The sequence below is a fragment of the Halotia branconii CENA392 genome (genome assembly GCF_029953635.1).
In the GTDB taxonomy this organism is placed as follows: domain Bacteria; phylum Cyanobacteriota; class Cyanobacteriia; order Cyanobacteriales; family Nostocaceae; genus Halotia; species Halotia branconii.
This window is the reverse complement of sequence record NZ_CP124544.1, coordinates 64,903-83,023: the sequence shown is the minus strand read 5'-3', so window position 1 is coordinate 83,023 and position 18,121 is coordinate 64,903. Positions and strand designations below refer to the sequence as shown.

The following is an 18,121-nucleotide window of genomic DNA, read 5'->3' as shown; positions in this document are numbered from 1 at the left end:
GCACGGATAATAATATTCACTTGATAATGCAAAAACCCTCTTTAATTTTCTTAACTTTGCGTTCTTTGCGTTTCAAAAATTTGTACCTCATTTACAGCAATTTTCAGGTAAATGAACCATACTATTTTTATCTCACGCAAAGGCGCAAAGAAGAAGACAAAATAAAGAAATTTTGCAAGAGGTCTATGCGGAATACATTCAAATTTGGATGATTTCTTTATCGTCGTCTTGTTCTGTGGTTAGGGGTTTTTGTGTGATTTTGGCGATAATTAATTGTTCGTCAATGGCTAATGCTAGTTGTTGAATATTTGTTGTTTCCACTAATAATTGGCGCATGGGAATGTTAACTTGGAATTGATTTTGTAAGTGATTTTTCAACTGCACGAGTTTGAGCGAATCTATTCCTAATTCAAAGAAATTATTCTGTATTCCCACTACTTCAATTTGCAGCAGTTGTTGGATGAATTCGGCGATTTTTTTTTCGGTTTGGGTTTGCGGAGGAACTAAAGTTGCTGATGTGGCTGTTGCGAGATTGGGAGTTGGTAAGGCTTTTCTATCTATTTTTCCGTTGGTGGTTAGGGGTAAGGTGTCAATGAAAATATATTCAGCAGGTATCATGTATTGTGGAAGTTTCTGCTGTAGATATTCTCTAAATTGGGTAGAATTTGATTTGGTGGTTTGAGGATTTTTAAGTATTGACCATTGCTGAGAATCTGTTGGGTATATTTTTCCACCAACAAAGCTATAAAGGAGAATTTGATTGGCTTTTAATTGAAATAAATCTTGAATTTGGGGAAATTCTAAATAACCAAGGGGACAAAGACCAATTTCTTGAGTCGGTGCGCTGTTCATGAGTAATTGTCCGATGTGTCCTGCTTCTAAAAGACAGAAGTCTCTAGCAATTTCTCCATACATCGGTGCGATCGCACTTAGTTTCCCAATCAAATATATCGTAAAGGCGGATTGTTCAAAAAGTACTTGATTCTCAAGGTAAACGCTGCTGTCTATTTCGTTGGTGCTGTGGAGTAAGATTAAATTGTGGTCGCTGGGATGATAATAATATATTCCTGCTGGAAGGGTTTCGATGCTGTTGGGTTTGATGAATAAGTAAGTTTGTACAGGATAAAGACTCCCAGCAGAAGGATAGCGATATTTGGGAAGGGGATAATCACCCAGTTGCATTTGTTGGAGACAGTTGAGAAATTTGCTAAATCGTTCTAAGGATATTTTTTGGGTTAGAAATTGTCTATAACTTTGGCGTTGGAGATAAGCTGTTGGCTCAAGTTCAGATTTGGGTAAGTTAATAGTAATTGGCGATGATTTCGATTTGCGGATTCCTGGTTGTTGGAGTTTAAATTCGATGCGTTCTCCAGCATCGGTTAATACTCTTGGTTGTTGAGTTGGTTGGTAAGCTTCTGCTAAATTGGGAGTTGGTGTATCGCTAACGATATAAGCAACTAACTGTTGTGTTTGTTCTACTGTGGTGACTACTGCTTCTTTGACGGTGGGATGCTGTTTTAATATGGCTTCAATTTCACCAAGTTCAATTCTATAACCATTGATTTTCACTTGAAAATCTTCTCTTCCTAAAAACTCTATATTCCCATCGGGTAAATAACGTCCCAAGTCCCCTGTTTTATATAACTTTTCTTTGGTAACTGGATGAGTAATAAAGCTGGCGTTTGTTTTTTGTTCGTCTTTCCAGTAACCTTTTGCTAAACCGATACCGCCAATATATAGTTGTCCCGTTACCCAAACAGGAGTTTGCTGCAAATTATGATTGAATACATATACTTGTTGATTATCGAGTGGTTTGCCGTAGGGAATACTTTTCCAGTTAGGATCTACTTGGGTAATTGGATAGTAAATTGACCAAATCGAAGCTTCTGTTGCTCCTCCCAAACTCACAACTTGGATATTTGACCACAATGTTTGGATTTGATTTGGTAAATTTAGAGGTAGCCAATCTCCACTCAACAAAGCTAAACGCAGAGATGAAGGTTGTTGTGGTTGGTTGGTAAGATATTCTACCAACATTTGCATCAAAGCTGGAACTGAGTTCCACAGGGTAATTTGCTGAGATACTATTAACTCTAACCAGTGTGCGGGATCTTTGGTTTGCTCTGCTGAGGGAATAACTATCGTTCCTCCCGCCGCTAATATGCCGAAGATGTCGTAAACTGAAAGGTCGAAGTTTAATGCTGATAAAGCTAAGATGCGATCGCTCGATCTAACCCCAAAGCGGCGGTTAATATCCAAAATCGTATTTACCGCACCCCGATGATTAATCATCACGCCTTTGGGTGAACCCGTGGAACCGGAAGTGTAGATGATGTAAGCTAAATCATCGGGAGTTTGGACTAGTTTAATATCTTTCCCATCTCCTCTAAGTTGACTTTCCACACATACTTGTTGAACACCTGATGGCAAAGATAGGTGAAGATGAGGTTGAGTGACAATGAATTTAACTTGTCCTTGGGTGAGTAAATACCATTGTCGTTCTGCTGGTAATTCGGGATCGATGGGGAGATAAGCCGCACCAGCGATTAAAATTCCTAGTACAGCGACAACTTGCTCCCAACCTTTTTCCATGACAACAGCGATCGCATTGTTGTTGCTTGCTCCCAATTCTCGCAGCTGAGATGCCAATTGCAGAGCGTGTTGGTACAATTCCTGATAAGTTAGGGTACGCTCTGGAGTAATAACTGCTAGAGAGTCAGCTTGGATTTGCACTTGCTTAATAAACAAACTGTGCAAAGTTTCCTCAGAAATGTCTGCGGTGGGATAATTTGCAATTGTAGGTTGTGGTAATTCTCTCTGAATCTTGCTCCAAATCGCATCTGAGGTAATTAGTTGTTGAAGTAAATCGCAGTAAGCAGCAAACATCTCATCTAGCAAACCTGCGGGAAAAAGTTCTTCCACCGCATCCCAATTAAATATTAAAGTTCCGTTCTGCTCTCTCAGTTGATTATCTAACCAAACTTGCGGGGTTTGACTGATACTGTAAACGAGTTCGCCTAACTGACTTAATATTGATGTATCCTGACCAAGTGATTCTAAACCTAGTGTACTAGTAAATATCACTGGCATAAATTGGTAACTTTGACGTTGACGGCTAAGTTCTCGCTGTACCTGTAAACCACTGATATAACCGTGATCTAAATCTTGCCACAGTTGTTGCTGTAATTGTTGAGCGTGGTTGCTAAAGCTTTGAGGAATTGAGCGATCGACTTCTAAAAGTGTCAAAGAAGTGAAGTCTCCGACAATTTCATTTACTTGGGGATGTAAAGGTAAACGCTTAAACAGGGTGAGATTAATCGTAAACTTGGGATTTCTGCTCCATTGACTGAGGACTTCTGCAAAAGCAGCTAATAAAACTCCCGAAGGAGTTAAATGAAATTGCTGTGCGCGATTTTGTAATTTGCGCCATTGTTCTGGAGACAGTTGAGAACTGCGACGTTGAAACCGAGGATTGGTAATGGAATTCGGATTTTTCGCTAGGGGTAATTCTGGTGCTGGTGGTAAGGTATCTAGTCGGTTAAACCAATATTCTTGAGAACGTTGATATTGGGGTGTATTTTTTAAAGTTGATTCCCCAAGCACATAATCGCGGAAGGAAAGTTCTAAGGGTGGTAATACAAACTCAGAATTATTATATAAATCTAACCACTCTCGCATCAGCATAAACACACTCCAAGCATCAGCAATCAAAGCATCAAAACTCAGGTGGAGTCTGGTACGCTGTTCATCTATAGGTGTAGCTCGAATTCTAAATAAAGGCCATTGTTCCGCAGGTAAAACTTCATGGGACATCTGCTCACGCATCACCTCTAAATTTTGCAAATCCAAAACTTCGATTTCATAAGCCGGTACTGTTGAGAGAATTTGCTGTTGACCATCTGGTAAAATAACAGCACGCAGCATATCGTGACGCAAAATAAGTTGTTGCCAAGCTTGATTTAATCTTGTTAAATCTAAATGATGGCAATCTAATTCTAAATAACCATGAGCAGCAATATTTCCTAATTCAAAAGCTTCATTGCGTCCTAACCAATAAGCTTGTTGAATATCGGTGAGGGGAAAAGGTTGATATAACTGTTGTGGATTTGGGACAATTGTTGGTAAATTAACTGAAGATTCTGTCTTTGTTGAAGATGTCACTGCTTCACTCAATCCAGCCACAGTGGGAGATGCTAACAAAGAGCGTAACGGTAACTCAATATTTAAGGTTTGTTGTAATCGCGCAATCACTTGAGTCGCAAGTAGGGAATGTCCCCCCAATTCAAAAAAGTTATCGTGAATGCCTACTTGTGTGAGTCCCAAAACAGCAGCGATAATATTAGCGATCGCTTCTTCCGTTGGTGTGCGCGGTGGAACAAAATCTATTTCTCGACTCTGTTCCATATCTGGAATTGGTAAAGCACGCCGATCTACTTTCCCGTTGGGGGTTAAAGGTAAAGTTTCCAGAATGGCGATCGCACTTGGAATCATATAATCAGGTAACTTCTGTTTGAGAAAGTTACGCAATTCACTAGTTGTTAATGACTGTTGTCCAGAAACAATATATGCAACTATAGATTTATTGTCGGTTTGCAGTTCTCGAAGCATCACCACTGCTGCTTGTACTTGCGGATGACTACTCAAAACCGCTTCAATTTCCCCTAGTTCAATTCGGAAACCCCGAATCTTCACTTGATCGTCAATTCGACCGAGTAATTCAATATTACCGTCAGGAAGATAACGCGCTAAATCTCCCGTTTTGTAGAAGATAGGGGTGTGGAGAGACGCGATTAATCGCGTCTGTACAAAGGGATTAGGGATGAATTTTTCTTTGGTTAAATCAGGACGGTTTAAATAACCTTGAGCTAAACCAGCACCACCAATATATAATTCACCCGCAACCCCAATGGGAACTAATTGCAGATATCGATCTAAAATATAAACTTGCGTGTTCGCAAATGGACGACCAATAGGAACTAACCCACTTCCTAATTTCTCAATCCCCAATTCAAAATAAGTGCTATCAATACACGCTTCCGTTACCCCATAGGAATTAATCAAACGTGTCTGCTCACCACAAAAACGCTGAAATTCTTGATATTCTTGCACATACAAACTATCTGAACCGACTACCAACAATTTCATAAAGTTGAGATTTTGCTGAGTTCTTTGTAAATACTCAACCAAGTTTCTCAACACAGCTGGAACAAACTCCGCGCTATCAATTTTCTCCACAAGCATCAGTTTATACAGCTTGTCCGGTTCTAACAGCCACTCACGCGGACATAAAACCAACTTAGCACCACTACAAAGAGCGCGAATTACATCCCCTGAAAACACATCAAAAGCAAAACTCGCCATTTGTAGATGACTAGTCAAAGACTGGAGTTGATAAGCTTTTTCCCAAGCATAAAACGCATTTACTAAACTGCGATGAGCGATCGCCACTCCCTTGGATTTACCTGTAGAACCTGATGTGTAAATCACGTAGGCTAAATCTTGAGATGTAGTATTAATTACTAGATTCTCTTCACTTTCCTGGGAAATATCTTCCCAATCTCGATCTAAACAAACTACAGCTAAATCCTCAATTGCTAAACTCGCTACTAATTTTTGTTGAGTCAGCAATATCGATACTTGAGAATCACGCAGCATGAAGCTCAAACGTTCTTCGGGATACGCAGGATCTAAAGGTAAATAAGCTCCACCTGCTTTCAGAACTCCCAATAATGCAATAATCATTTCTAGGGAACGTTCCACACAAATTCCCACAAGCTGATTTTTACCTATTCCCAAAGAACGCAGGTAGTGTGCGAGTTGATTGGCTTTGCTGTTTAATTGTTGATAGGTTAGTTGTAAAGACGTTTCATGAAACGTCTCTACATTTGGAAATACCACCGCAACCGCGTTTGGTTGCTGGTTCACACAGTTCTCAAACAACTGATGAGTAACTCTATCTTGGGGATAATCAACTTGGTTGTTGTTCCACTCCCACAACAAATGATTTTCTTCAGCTTCCGTTAGCAGAGGTAAGGAAGCAATTTGCTGTTGGGGATTAGCAATAATCCCTGTGAGTAAAGTTTGAAAATGATTCGCTATTCTGGTAATTGTCGTAGCATCAAATAAATCGGTGTTGTATCTTAAAATACCAATTAATGATTCAGTCGTCTCCATCATGTCGAACACTAAATCATTCTGTCCTTCCTGCTGGGGAATCACAAAAGGTTCTAAAGTTAACCCACCCCAATTTTCTCTGCTTTTGGTTTTATCAGATACAGACAATTCATAATCTTGAGCAATTTCACTGAGCTTTAACAAATTAAAGGAAACGCGAAAAAGACCAGGAAGACTCGGATCGCGGTTGAGTTGCGATCGCTCAATTAGTAAAGTAGAGGGATAATCTTGATGAGCGATCGCATCCAATACAGTTTGGCGTGCTTGAGTTAAAAGCTGAGAAAATGTCGGATTACCAGCCAAATTTACCCGTAAAGCCAACATATTCACGAAAAAGCCTACAGTTTCGGCAAATCCCGGCTGACTTCTCCCCTCAATAGGCGCACCCACAATTATATCTTCCTGACCTGACAAGCGGTAAAGTAACACTTGAAAGGCGGTTAACAAAGTCATGTAAAGGGTTGCTCCTTGAGCTTTCGCCATTCCTCGCAGCGCAGAAGTCAACTCTGGATTCAACTCAAAAGTATGGGAAGCTCCCCGATAGCTTTGAATTGGTGGCCGCGATCGATCTGTTGGTAATTTTAAGATGGGTAACTCACCCGCTAATTGTTCGCGCCAGTAATTCCATAATTCGTCGCCCACAGAACTTGCTAAAGTATTTCTCTGCCACTGTACAAAGTCTTGATATTGGTACTTAATAGCAGGTAAAGATATAACTCGACCTGTATTTTCTGCTTCGTAGAGCGATCGCAATTCATCAAGAATAATTCCCAGAGAAAAACCATCAATAACAATATGATGTATTGTTAGTAATATTACATAATTATAGTCAGAACAAGTAAATAAATTTACTCGCAATAAATTACCCTTTTCCAAATTAAATGGACGCTGATATGCTGCTATGACTTGGCTTTTCAACTCATCTTCATTCCAAACTGAAGCGTCAATATTTTCAAAATCAACTTCTTGGTATTCATCAACCTGTTGAAAAGGTTCGCCATCTTTTTGTGCAAATGTTGTGCGGAGAGTTGCATGACGATTTACTAACTTCTGAAACGCTCGTTGTAAAGCCGGAATATTTAAATGAGAGCAGATGCGAGCTGTAAAAGCAACGTTATAAGCTGCACTTGTGGGCGCAAGTTTATACAAAAACCATAGACCTTGCTGACCATGCGTCAGAGGGTAGGATTTAGAAGTGTGAAAACCTTGGCGCAGCAAATCGATAATTTCTGTTTTATGCTGCTTAATTTGATTTAAAACTGTGGAAGTTAATACTTCTTTGCGACCCCGATAACGCAGTTTACTATCTTCAACCCACAATTCTATATTTTGTTGCGAGAGTTGTGTGAGAAACTCAACTAAATTCATAATTCTCCCTCCAACCACTCATCATCATCTATTTTTGATTCAGCATTTGCACTCAATTCATCGACTAATATTGCCAAACTTGCAACATTAGTATCCTCTAAAAACTTTACTGCTGGAACATCTACTTCCAACTCTTTTCTAAACTTATTTCTCAGCTTGACAGCAATTAATGAATCAAGCCCCAAATAATTTAAGGACATTTCCACATCCAAATCAGATGTGTCTATCCCAACTATTTTAGATATTTCGTCTTGAATATAAGTTGTAAAAAATGCAATTTTAGACATACTATTTAAGCAAAATATAGTCCTTATTTGCGTTATATTCTCTGCGCCTAGAACGTGAAAAATGGATTAATTAGAGTTAAACTATTGCGGAGAATTTACAATAACTAATTTCACATTACCACTGCAATTACCATCTTTATCATCCCAATAACGACATTTAGTAACTATATACATCATCCCAGATTTAATCCGAATATTAGTAAACTCAATCTCACCCCAAAACTTAGAAGACTGCATAGCACGTCGAAAGGAACTTTCAAAATTCACAATATAAACATCCGGTAGCTGTTTATTCCAATAATCTGCCATAGTCCACGACTGAAATGATGCCATCAGTCTTTCTTTTACGGATTTAGCTATGACATAATACATCATTTGGTTGTAGCAAATATTGAACTCCACCGAATTAAAATGACCAGTGTCATCGATATAACATGATTCTGAAATCGAGAATTCACATCGTCCGATTACACGTCCCCCATGCTGAGGATCGCTCTCTTTAATTACTTCAGCAGATTTAAGATACTGACAATTAGCTTTATAAGGTTTGAGGACTTGTGCTAGTAAGATATCATCATTGTTGAAGTGGATACTATTTTCTTGGATGCTTTGTTGACTTGAATCTTGAAACTTTAACATGATATTTTATCCTGATTGAATGACCAATAATTATGAGCAGGTTACAAACCTCTGGATTAGACTTTTTGCAAATATTTTGGCGTTGTTGAGTATTCGGTTGAAAAGCTCAGGCAAAGACGCAAAGAATAATGCGAAAATTAGGACTGAAATTGAGTAGTGAGAATGCAATTGCTCTATAACTGATAAAATGGATAGCTATCGTGTAGGGTTAATCGAAATGTAATGGCTGGTTCTGAATTTGACGCATAGTGGGCGCAATGTACTAGAGAGCGATTATCCCAAATCCGCACATCCCCTAATTCAAATTCATGGTGTTCGATTAATGGATATTTAAAACTTTTGTCTAACTGACCGGAATGAGTCAACAACCTTTGGAGAATATTTATATCTTGCGGTTTTCCCTCTGAATCATCTATGCGATAAGTAAACCCCTCAGTAATGTAGAGGATGGTTTCTCCTGTAACGGGATGAGTAAAAGTCGTTGGATGCTTTGCGGGAGGAGTGACTCGTTCAATCTCATCCAATATTTCCGAAATCGGACGATAAACATCTTCAGGACGAATTTTAAAAAAACGTCTGACACTGTGATAACAACTCGACTCATTGGCGATCGCTTTCAGGTCATCTGATAAACTTTGATATACTTTGGACATATTAATAAAGTAAGTGCCACGCTCCTTACTAGGAAGGATTTGAGGATATACCATTGAAAATGCAAATGGCCTTGGCATAAACGCATAATCAGCGTGCCAAAATTTCCCAGTCTTGGGAACTCCCACTTGCTGACCATTCTCAGAAACATTGGAGGAAACAAAAATTTCTTCCCTTTCTGGATGGTGATACATCGGCTGATAGTATTTTTCTACCTCCCCAAGACGATACCCAAAATCGCAATACTCATCAGGTGATAAATCTTGCTCCTTGATTACCACAATTTTGTATTCATATATCAGTTGCTTAAGATCCTCAATATCTCCATCTGAAGCAGTTTTGTAATTAAAGTCATAAACAACGACTCCCATTCGCTGATTGTCTTGATATTGAACTTTCATATTTTTCTCACTCGCTTCACGGGAAAATTAATAAATCAAACCGGATTTATACAGTTAACTAATCTTACGTACTGATGAATTTGCTACCAAACAAAGACTTGTAAGTAGCATGATACTACCCGCAACAGTAAACATAATTGTCAGATTTAAATTAACTAAGAAACCAGCTAAAGCAAAGGAAATAGGAGCAACACCAAAAGCAGAAAACATTCCCAAACTCATCACTCTTCCTAACATTTCAGGTTGGGTTTGTTTCTGAATCCAAGTAATTCCTACCACAGTAAAAATACAACTGCAAAATCCCAGCACTGCAATTGTGATACTAGCTAGTCCTATATTGCCAATAAAGCCAAGTAAAAATAAACCAAAGCCTTGAACACTCGCAATAGTCAGCAGTAAAACTCCGATGTTGGGAAGATTTTTGACAAATTGAGGTGTGAGTGTCCCAATTAACCCACCACCACCCCAAGCTGATTGCAATATTCCTAAAGCTACTGCACCACCTGGGAAGCGACTATGAGCTAGTGAAGTCATCCCAACTTGTAATGGCCCAATAAAGAGAAAATTGAGGATTACCATTACCAGCAAAAAGATTCTCAGAGGCTGATTGCGCCATGCGTAGTAAAATCCCTCACGCATACCAGCAATCAAATTCATAGTTTTTTTAGTTGACGTAGAATTTTGATTTAATTCCCCATTCAATGCTGTGACTTTTGCTGTTGTTCCCTTCATCAGCAAAAGCGTCATAGTTGTGATGGCGAAAGTTATCCCATCAATGACAAATGCTATTTCAATCCCAGCAGTTGCAATCAGCAACCCACCCAAAGCCGGCCCAATCAGCAAAATCAGTTGGGAAGTTCCTTGGCTCAAGGTATTACTTGCTATTAACTGTTCTTTTGAAACCAAACTGGGGATAATTGATTTAGATGCAGGTATAAAAAAGCCATCAAATATGCCGAAGCCCGCAGCAAAAAAGTAAATATGCCATAGTTGAGTCATTTTCAACGCAACGATGGTTGCAAATAAAACGACTAGTAACCCACGTAAAGCATTGGAAACCAACATCACTAATCGTGGTGAAAAGCGATCGCTCACTACACCACCAAACAGCATCAAAACAGCACGGGGAACTGCTGCACTCATTAACACAGTACCTAACGCAATCCCAGAGTTAGTTAACTGTATCGTTAACCAAGGCAATGCAACTATGTAAAACTGGTCGCCCAGAAGCGAAACAGTTTCACCAATGTACAGAAGTAAAAAGTTGCGTACAGTTAACGGTTTCCAAAGCGGAATTTTAGAATTGGTCATTAGTCATTTGTCATTGGTCATTGGTCATTGGGCATCCCCTGCTTTGCGCTCCTGGGCGTTTACAAATAAACCCAAACATTTGGGATGCTCCCTTTAATTCACACGACGTTCATAGCCTTGCCAATATTTCTCTCGGATCTTAGCCTTTTGTAATTTACCACTAGGCGTTCTTGGCAAAGATTCAGTAAACTCAACGCTTCTCGGTAACTTAAAATCAGCAATTTTCCCCCGGACAAAATTAATAATATCTAATGCGGTTGCTTTCATTCCTGTTTTTAAAACCACAATCGCTTTGATTGCTTCTCCAAAATCTTCATCTGGAACACCAATGACTGCTACCTCTCTAATAGCTGGATGTTCGTATAAAATATTTTCAATTTCTGCTGGATAGACATTTTCACCACCATAAAGAATCATGTCTTTAAAGCGATCGCAAATATAAACGTAGCCTTCTTCGTCAACATAACCAGCATCACCAGTATGAATCCAGCCATCGACTAAGGTTTTTGCTGTAGCTTCAGGTAATTTCCAATAACCAATCATATTTGCAGGAGATTTGATACAAACTTCACCCACTTCAAAGCAAGATAGTTTTTTACCTTCACTGTTGATGATGGCTATTGATACACCAGGAAAGGGTTTACCCGCAGCTTTGAGGATATTTTTATTTGTAGATGTATGGTCTTGTGCAGGTAAAGAGACGGCACAATTACCAGTTTCGGTCATTCCATATATTTGTACAAAATTACAACCAAATGTGGCGATCGCATTTTTGAGAGATGATTCAGCTATAGGAGAACCGCCATAAATAACGTATTCTAGTGATGAAAAATCTGTTTTTTGGCATAATGGTTCGTTCAACAAAACTTGAATCATGGCTGGAACCATAAATGTCTTAGTGATGCGGTACTTTTCAATTGCTTCGAGAACCTCAACCCCGATAAAATTTTCTAAGACAATATTTTCGGCTCCTGCTGCTAAACCACGAATAGCCCACCATAAACTACCGATATGGAATAAAGATAAGGTTAGCAAACTGTTGTTAGTTTCGTTCCAATTTATCCAAGTTTGATTTCGTTGAGCAAATTCTTTAGCGATCGCAAAAAAACTATAATGTCCTAGTTGGACACCTTTAGGTCTTCCTGTAGTGCCACTAGTATACATTTGTACAGCTACATCATTGGCTGTAACAACAATGTTTAGTGACTCGTCACTATGTTCCTGAGACCAGATATCGTAACTTAGGTAATTGCTGTCAACTTTTTCTAAAGCAATAATGGTTTTAACACTATCAATCTCATTTCTAATCGATTCTACTAACTGATAAAATTCCGCCCCAACAAACAGAATTTCAACATTAGCATCCCTAAGAATATAGCTGACTTCCCCAGCAGCTAAACGCCAATTAATCGGTACAAAAACAACTTTTATTTTGCAACAAGCAAATAAAATTTCATAACTTTTAAGTGAATCTTTAGCTAAAAATGCTACTCGCGCACCTGGTTTAATTCCTTGAGTTAATAGTGAATTTGCAACCTGATTACTTCGCCTATCTAATTGTATATATGTAAGTGACTTATCCTTAAATATCAATGCCCTAGCGTTTGCAAGTTTACGTGCTTGCACGCGCGGTAAATCTGCCAACGTTGCTATTTCACTGTTATACATCATCGACATTTCTCAGAAAATTGCTTAGGTTTTTTTGTGTAGTCGTAACAAGCTATGTGAATCTATTGCTAGCAGCAGTAAAAAGTAAAAAATTTGCTTTTTTATATCAGATACTCAACTAAGTTCCGCAAATCGACTGAAAGAAATTCTGCGATTTCAAGTTTTAAAGCATTATCTTATACACAACTTTTAACTTTAAAGCTAGTATCGTGTGCATAATATCAACTATTTTCTACTAACATTACTAAATTAGAACACTAAAATTGTCTAATAATTTCACCGCTTTTATTTCATTTTTAAAACAATGTAGCTTAAGCTAATACAGATTTTAGAGTATTGTCAATCTAAAATCTGTTTATCACAATGAGTATAAAGTAGTACATATTAGCTTTGACTATTTGATTTTTTTCTTCAAATTAATTAGAAGTTAAAAAATATACTTTAACCATTTATCCATTCCAACGTATTTAGAGTATAATAATCCCTCAATAGCAAGCGTTTGGTAGTTCAAAATTTAGGTTGTTTTTTCATCAATATCCTTGTCCAGCAAAAAATTCAGAGATTAGGTGTGTTGTTTATAATCTGTTTTCAAGCTTTGATACGTATAAAAAAACTATAGTATTAAATACTACTGTCTATTGTTAGCGTATTTGTTGATAATTGATCTTATATATTTTTATTTTTCTATAAAAAAATTTTGATATTTGACAATAAGTCAAATTAATCTTAAATGCTTGTTTGTTAAGAGTTTTAAAGGTATCTCAATCAACTTGTCTCGACTATAAGAATAATTAATCAATAAGTAATTTTCAAGCTAGAACGCGATTTAGAAGTTTGACAGGTTGTCATTTGACACATTTACCACAAAGCCAAACAATTTAGCACATAAACGCTTTAGTTGATTTACTACTGACAGCTTTATTTTTATTAACTTTTGTTGACAATTTTAGATGACTTTTTTGGTGTGAGGATTAAATGAGGAAACTGTATCTACTGGGAAATTCAGGACTAGCTATCATACTTGTCATATTTATAAATCAACAAGCTTTAGCTGTAACAAAAGAAGATCGTCAAATTTTCCAACTTTCAGATATTCAACTGACTAATACAAGTGTGAAGGAATGGTTAGCTCAACAACAGTCTACTATTCTAGTAACAGGGATAAAGTTGAATCAGACGGCTAGTGGGTTAGAAGTTGTTTTAGAAACATCTGTATCTGACAAGCTACAAGCCACAACTAAAATAGAAGGTAATAGCTTTATTGCAAATATTCCCAATGCACAACTGCGTTTAGCAAGTGGTAATACCTTCCGTCAAGAAAAGCCAGTTGCAGGAATTACAGAAGTATTAGCGGCAAACCAGGATGCAAATAGTATCCAAATTACTATAATGGGGACAACACAAGCTCCAAAAGTAGAACTATTTGACAGCGATGAAGGTTTAGTTTTAGGGGTGACACCAACAATACCTGAAACTCAACCTTCAGCCGATAGCCAAAAACCTAATGAACCAGATATTGAACTAACTGTTACCGCCCAAAAACGACCGGAAAATGCACAGAATGTACCTATTAGTGTTACGGTAATCCCTCGTCAGGAAATAGAAGATGCTCAAATCGATTCTTTGATTGATATTGCCAATCAAACGCCTAACTTTAACTTTCTTCCCACATCTTCCGGTGGTACAGAGTTTAGTAATTACAGTTTGCGGGGTTTGAACAATCAAAATTTTCTTACCGCTCAGGATAGCGTAGCCTTTTACATCGATGATATTCCAATTGACTATAACGGCTTTTTAGACTTGGCTTTAGTCGATCTAGAACAAATAGAAGTGCTAAGAGGCCCTCAAAGTACGCTATACGGCCGAAATAGTTCTGGTGGGGTCGTCAATATCACTTCCAGACAAGCAACGCCAGAACCAGAAACACGACTTAGTGCAAGTTACGGTAGATTTAACAGCCGCGAATTCCAATTTTCTCTCAACGATGCTTTGGTTGACGATAAACTATCACTGCGAATTGCGGGAGCTTACAGAGGACAGGATGGATTTATTAGGAACCTAGCTACAGGTAATGAAATAGGCGAGCGATCGCGCCTAGCTGCACGAGCGCAACTTTTATGGACACCTACACCGGATTGGACAGTATCTTTTAATAGCTATAACAGCTTTACAGATGACGGTAATCCAACCTACAACAAGCTAAATCCTAGTGACCCATTCGAGGTTAATTTACAAACCGAAGGATATAGTAAGCTAGATACAAATACCCAAGCTTTAAAAATCGGTTACAACGGCGAGGGTTTCCGAGCCACATCTATCACCGCACGTCGTTTTACCCGTCAAGAAAACGTTGTTCCGGGAAGCACAGGAGCCATACAAATTATTGATGGTATTGACTCCACATTATGGACGCAAGAATTACGTTTCCAATCTCCAGAAACAGCTCAGCGTTTTCAATGGTTGTTAGGTAGTTACTACGAATCTCGTGACTTTAACGTTGGCAATGCTCAAACCGACTTTCCTGGATTTGGAAGATTTAGACGTACTGGAGACGATTATCGTCAAACATACGCGGTATTTGGACAAGTAGATTATCAGCTGATAGAACCATTAACTGTATTTGCTGGTTTGCGTTACGAATCTAGTGATGCATCTTCAGATAGTACTTATGAATCTATAAACGCTGACGGAACTCGAACTCCCCAGCGTCCAGAATTTAAAGATGAAATCAGCAACAATGAATTGATCCCTCGCTTTGGTTTGAAATATCAATTCAATCCTAATTTAATGGGATACGTGACTATTGCCAAAGGTTATAGACCGGGGGGATTAAACTATCGCGCTAATAGCGAAGCAGAACTGCGATTTGGAGAAGAAAAAACCTGGAGTTATGAAGTGGGTTTGAAATCTTCTTGGCTTGATAATCGTTTAATTGCTAACCTATCAGTCTTTCACAATGACGTAAATAATTATCAAGTTTTGCAATATGACGAGAGTGGTTTTTTTGGCAGAGTTAACAACGTTGACCTGGAAGCTACAGGAGTAGAATTGGAACTGAAAGCAAAACCAGCTAAAGGATTCGATTTAACTGCATCAGTTGGTTATGTAGATAGTATATACAAAAACTACCTAAATTCCGATACAGGTGTAGACTTAAGCAATAATCAAGTTCCCCTTTCTCCACAATTTACTTACAATTTAGCTGCTCAATATCGCAGTCAGTCCGGCTTATTTGCTCGTGCAGAATTGCGTGGTTATGGGATTACTTATTTTGATGATGCGAACCAAATCAAGCAAGAACCTTATGCCTTAGTTAATGCCCGCATCGGTTACGAAGCTGAGAAATATGGCATTTACCTCTATGCAAATAACTTGTTTGATACTCGTTATATTACCTCTGGATACTTATTCCCAGTACCAGATGGAACCGCAGGATTTGGCGATCCCGTGACCTATGGCGTGCAAGTTAAAGCTAATTTCTAATTTAATTGTTGTAGCGATGGGAAAGATTATTTTTTATGTCGCTATTTTTGTTTGATTTGTTATCCTCTGCATATTGCTATGCTTACTAAATTAATTTTACTCGCCACACTTTATACTACTCAATTCATTCCGACAACCTTTTTTATCCAAACCGTACCTGTTTTTATGCGACAACAAAATATGTCGCTGGATGCTATCGGGTTGTTAAGTTTTCTCATTCTTCCCTCAGCCTTAAAATTTCTGTGGTCGCCTTTTATTGACCGCTACCATTTGCCAAGGTTAGGACGTTATCGCGGTTGGATTATCTGTTTTCAAGTTTTGTTAGCACTTGTAACATTTGGATGTGGATTTATTGATATTCAAGAGAATTTCAATATCTTAGTTTTTTGTATGTTTCTCGCTTTTTTATTCTCCGCCAGCCAAGACATTGCAACTGATGCGTTAGCAGTAAATTTACTCGAACCGCGAGAAAGAGGACTAGGAAACGCTATTCAAGCTGGGGGAAATGTTTTTGGCGCTATTATTGGTGGAGGTGGAGCGCTGATTTTACTAGATAGAATCGGCTGGCGGTATAGCTTGATAATCATGTCAGTTGTAATTTTTCTGACTTTAATTCCAGTAATATTATATAAAGAAAAAATTAGTAATAAATCTCAGAAATCAAAATTTTTTAAATCTTATTTTCAACCTTTTATCAACTTTCTCTCGCGTCCCAAAGCATTACCGTGGCTTTTCGTAGTATTGCTATATATGGGAGGCGAAATGATGTCAGGTACAATGCTCCGTCCACTTTTTGTTGATAGAGGTTTGTCGCTCTCAGATATTGGCTTAATGTTGGGTATTGTCAGTTACAGTGTCCGTATTGTTAGTGCTTTAATTGCAGGAGTTTTGATTACCCACTGGGGAAGATTACGTTCTCTAGCTCTATTTGGCTTTGCTGCAAGCATGGTGACACTTTTGTATATCATACCTGCAATTGGTATCAGTAGTTTACCTGTGTTGTATGCTGTTAGTATCACAGTCAATGCAGCCCAAAGTATGGCATATACTGCATTACTAAGTGCCATGATGGATAAATGCGAACCTGCAACAGCCGCTACTGATTATACATTTCAGGTGTCAGTAGTATACATTGGCGGAATTGCTGCTTCAGTTTTGAGTGGTGCGATCGCCAGTGCTACGGGATATACGTTTATGTTTATCATTAGTGCAGCCTTGAGTTTATTGAGCGTATTACTAATAATCAACTTGCGGTCATAGAAGCAACACATTTACAAGGTATACAGCCCTCTCGCTACATCGGATTGGTTAAAAAACCTGACCAAAGTCCTACTAATCATGTTCTTTAAATTGTCAGAGGCGATTCTCCCACAACGGAGACGCTACGCGAAAGTTACGGTATCTTCGATTTCTTTTAGTACGGATAACCGTCATTTTTATTCGTGTCAAGCGCTTGCAAAAAATATTTACATATTGTTATATTTAGTTACATAAGCAAGTAAAGGAAAAAAGACATGACAAGCAAAGGCTTTACCATGAACGAACTCGGTCAACTCAACAACTTTGCAATTGAACCAAAGGTTTATGTAGATAAAACCCCAAGAGCAGGTTTTACCGAGTACGCCGAGAAACTCAATGGACGTTTGGCGATGATTGGTTTTGTCTCACTCATAGCTGTAGAAGTTGTCACAGGACACGGCTTGATTGGATGGCTGACAAACCTATAACTAAATCTGAATATTTAAGAATTTCACTCAATTAACCGATAAAAAATTACCAGAGGATTGCTATGAAAACTGATTTTGATTTCCCTAAAAAAGATTTAATTGGCCCCGTTGTTTTTAGACCCGATTTCAACAACTTTGAAACAATTAACGTTAACCAAGCCTGGTCATTATTTTTCAGTGCAGGTCAAGATGATAAAGTACTGGGAGAATCAACTGAATTAGGCAAGTTTTTCACTAACCTTTTAATTGCTGTGGGAGTAACAGGAACCATTTGGGGGACTTTCTTCAGTAATTTGGGATAAGCAATTGTGTAAGCGTGTTCAATTGAATAAATTCGCTCTTTAGTCTTGGTTGCTATAACCAAGACTTCTTTTAGTATTTGGGTATGTCTGGTGATTAGCTTTCATTCTTA

10 protein-coding genes are annotated in these 18,121 nt (G+C 38.3%); 4 read left to right on the top strand and 6 right to left on the bottom strand.

The genetic code is table 11. The features are described 5' to 3' along the window. Positions 1-198: 198 nt before the first annotated feature. The 6 genes from QI031_RS30720 to QI031_RS30695 form a co-directional block, all read right to left on the bottom strand. Positions 199-7,542, bottom strand: a complete 7,344-nt coding sequence (locus QI031_RS30720) for a non-ribosomal peptide synthetase (protein ID WP_281486373.1) — start codon at positions 7,540-7,542, stop codon at positions 199-201. Next, positions 7,539-7,829, bottom strand: a complete 291-nt coding sequence (locus QI031_RS30715; RefSeq protein ID WP_281486372.1) for an acyl carrier protein — start codon at positions 7,827-7,829, stop codon at positions 7,539-7,541. The genes QI031_RS30720 and QI031_RS30715 overlap by 4 nt, the downstream gene beginning before the upstream one ends. A gap of 81 nt (positions 7,830-7,910) precedes the next feature. Further along, positions 7,911-8,468, bottom strand: a complete 558-nt coding sequence (locus QI031_RS30710; RefSeq protein ID WP_281486371.1) for an FcoT family thioesterase — start codon at positions 8,466-8,468, stop codon at positions 7,911-7,913. Between the two features lie 173 nt (positions 8,469-8,641). Further along, complete coding sequence (gene scoE, locus QI031_RS30705; RefSeq protein ID WP_281486370.1) at positions 8,642-9,520, bottom strand: (3R)-3-[(carboxymethyl)amino]fatty acid oxygenase/decarboxylase; 879 nt, start codon at positions 9,518-9,520, stop codon at positions 8,642-8,644. A 54-nt stretch (positions 9,521-9,574) separates the two neighbouring features. Beyond that, positions 9,575-10,831, bottom strand: coding sequence for an MFS transporter (locus QI031_RS30700; RefSeq protein WP_281486369.1), 1,257 nt, complete (start codon positions 10,829-10,831; stop codon positions 9,575-9,577). Between the two features lie 93 nt (positions 10,832-10,924). After that, entirely contained in the window at positions 10,925-12,502 is a 1,578-nt protein-coding gene (locus tag QI031_RS30695; RefSeq protein WP_281486368.1) for a long-chain-fatty-acid--CoA ligase, read from the bottom strand. 972 nt (positions 12,503-13,474) lie between these two features. On the opposite strand from QI031_RS30695, the gene QI031_RS30690 reads away from it, so the two are divergent. From QI031_RS30690 to QI031_RS30675, 4 genes are all read left to right on the top strand, one after another. Next, positions 13,475-15,982 (top strand): TonB-dependent siderophore receptor, encoded by a 2,508-nt coding sequence (locus QI031_RS30690; protein ID WP_281486367.1) that lies wholly within the window; start codon positions 13,475-13,477, stop codon positions 15,980-15,982. Positions 15,983-16,060: 78 nt separating this feature from the next. Continuing rightward, entirely contained in the window at positions 16,061-17,242 is a 1,182-nt protein-coding gene (locus QI031_RS30685; protein ID WP_281486366.1) for an MFS transporter, read from the top strand. Positions 17,243-17,496: 254 nt separating this feature from the next. After that, entirely contained in the window at positions 17,497-17,709 is a 213-nt protein-coding gene (locus tag QI031_RS30680) for a chlorophyll a/b-binding protein (RefSeq protein ID WP_281486365.1), read from the top strand. Between the two features lie 62 nt (positions 17,710-17,771). Then, complete coding sequence (locus tag QI031_RS30675) at positions 17,772-18,011, top strand: hypothetical protein (protein ID WP_281486364.1); 240 nt, start codon at positions 17,772-17,774, stop codon at positions 18,009-18,011. Positions 18,012-18,121: the final 110 nt, after the last annotated feature.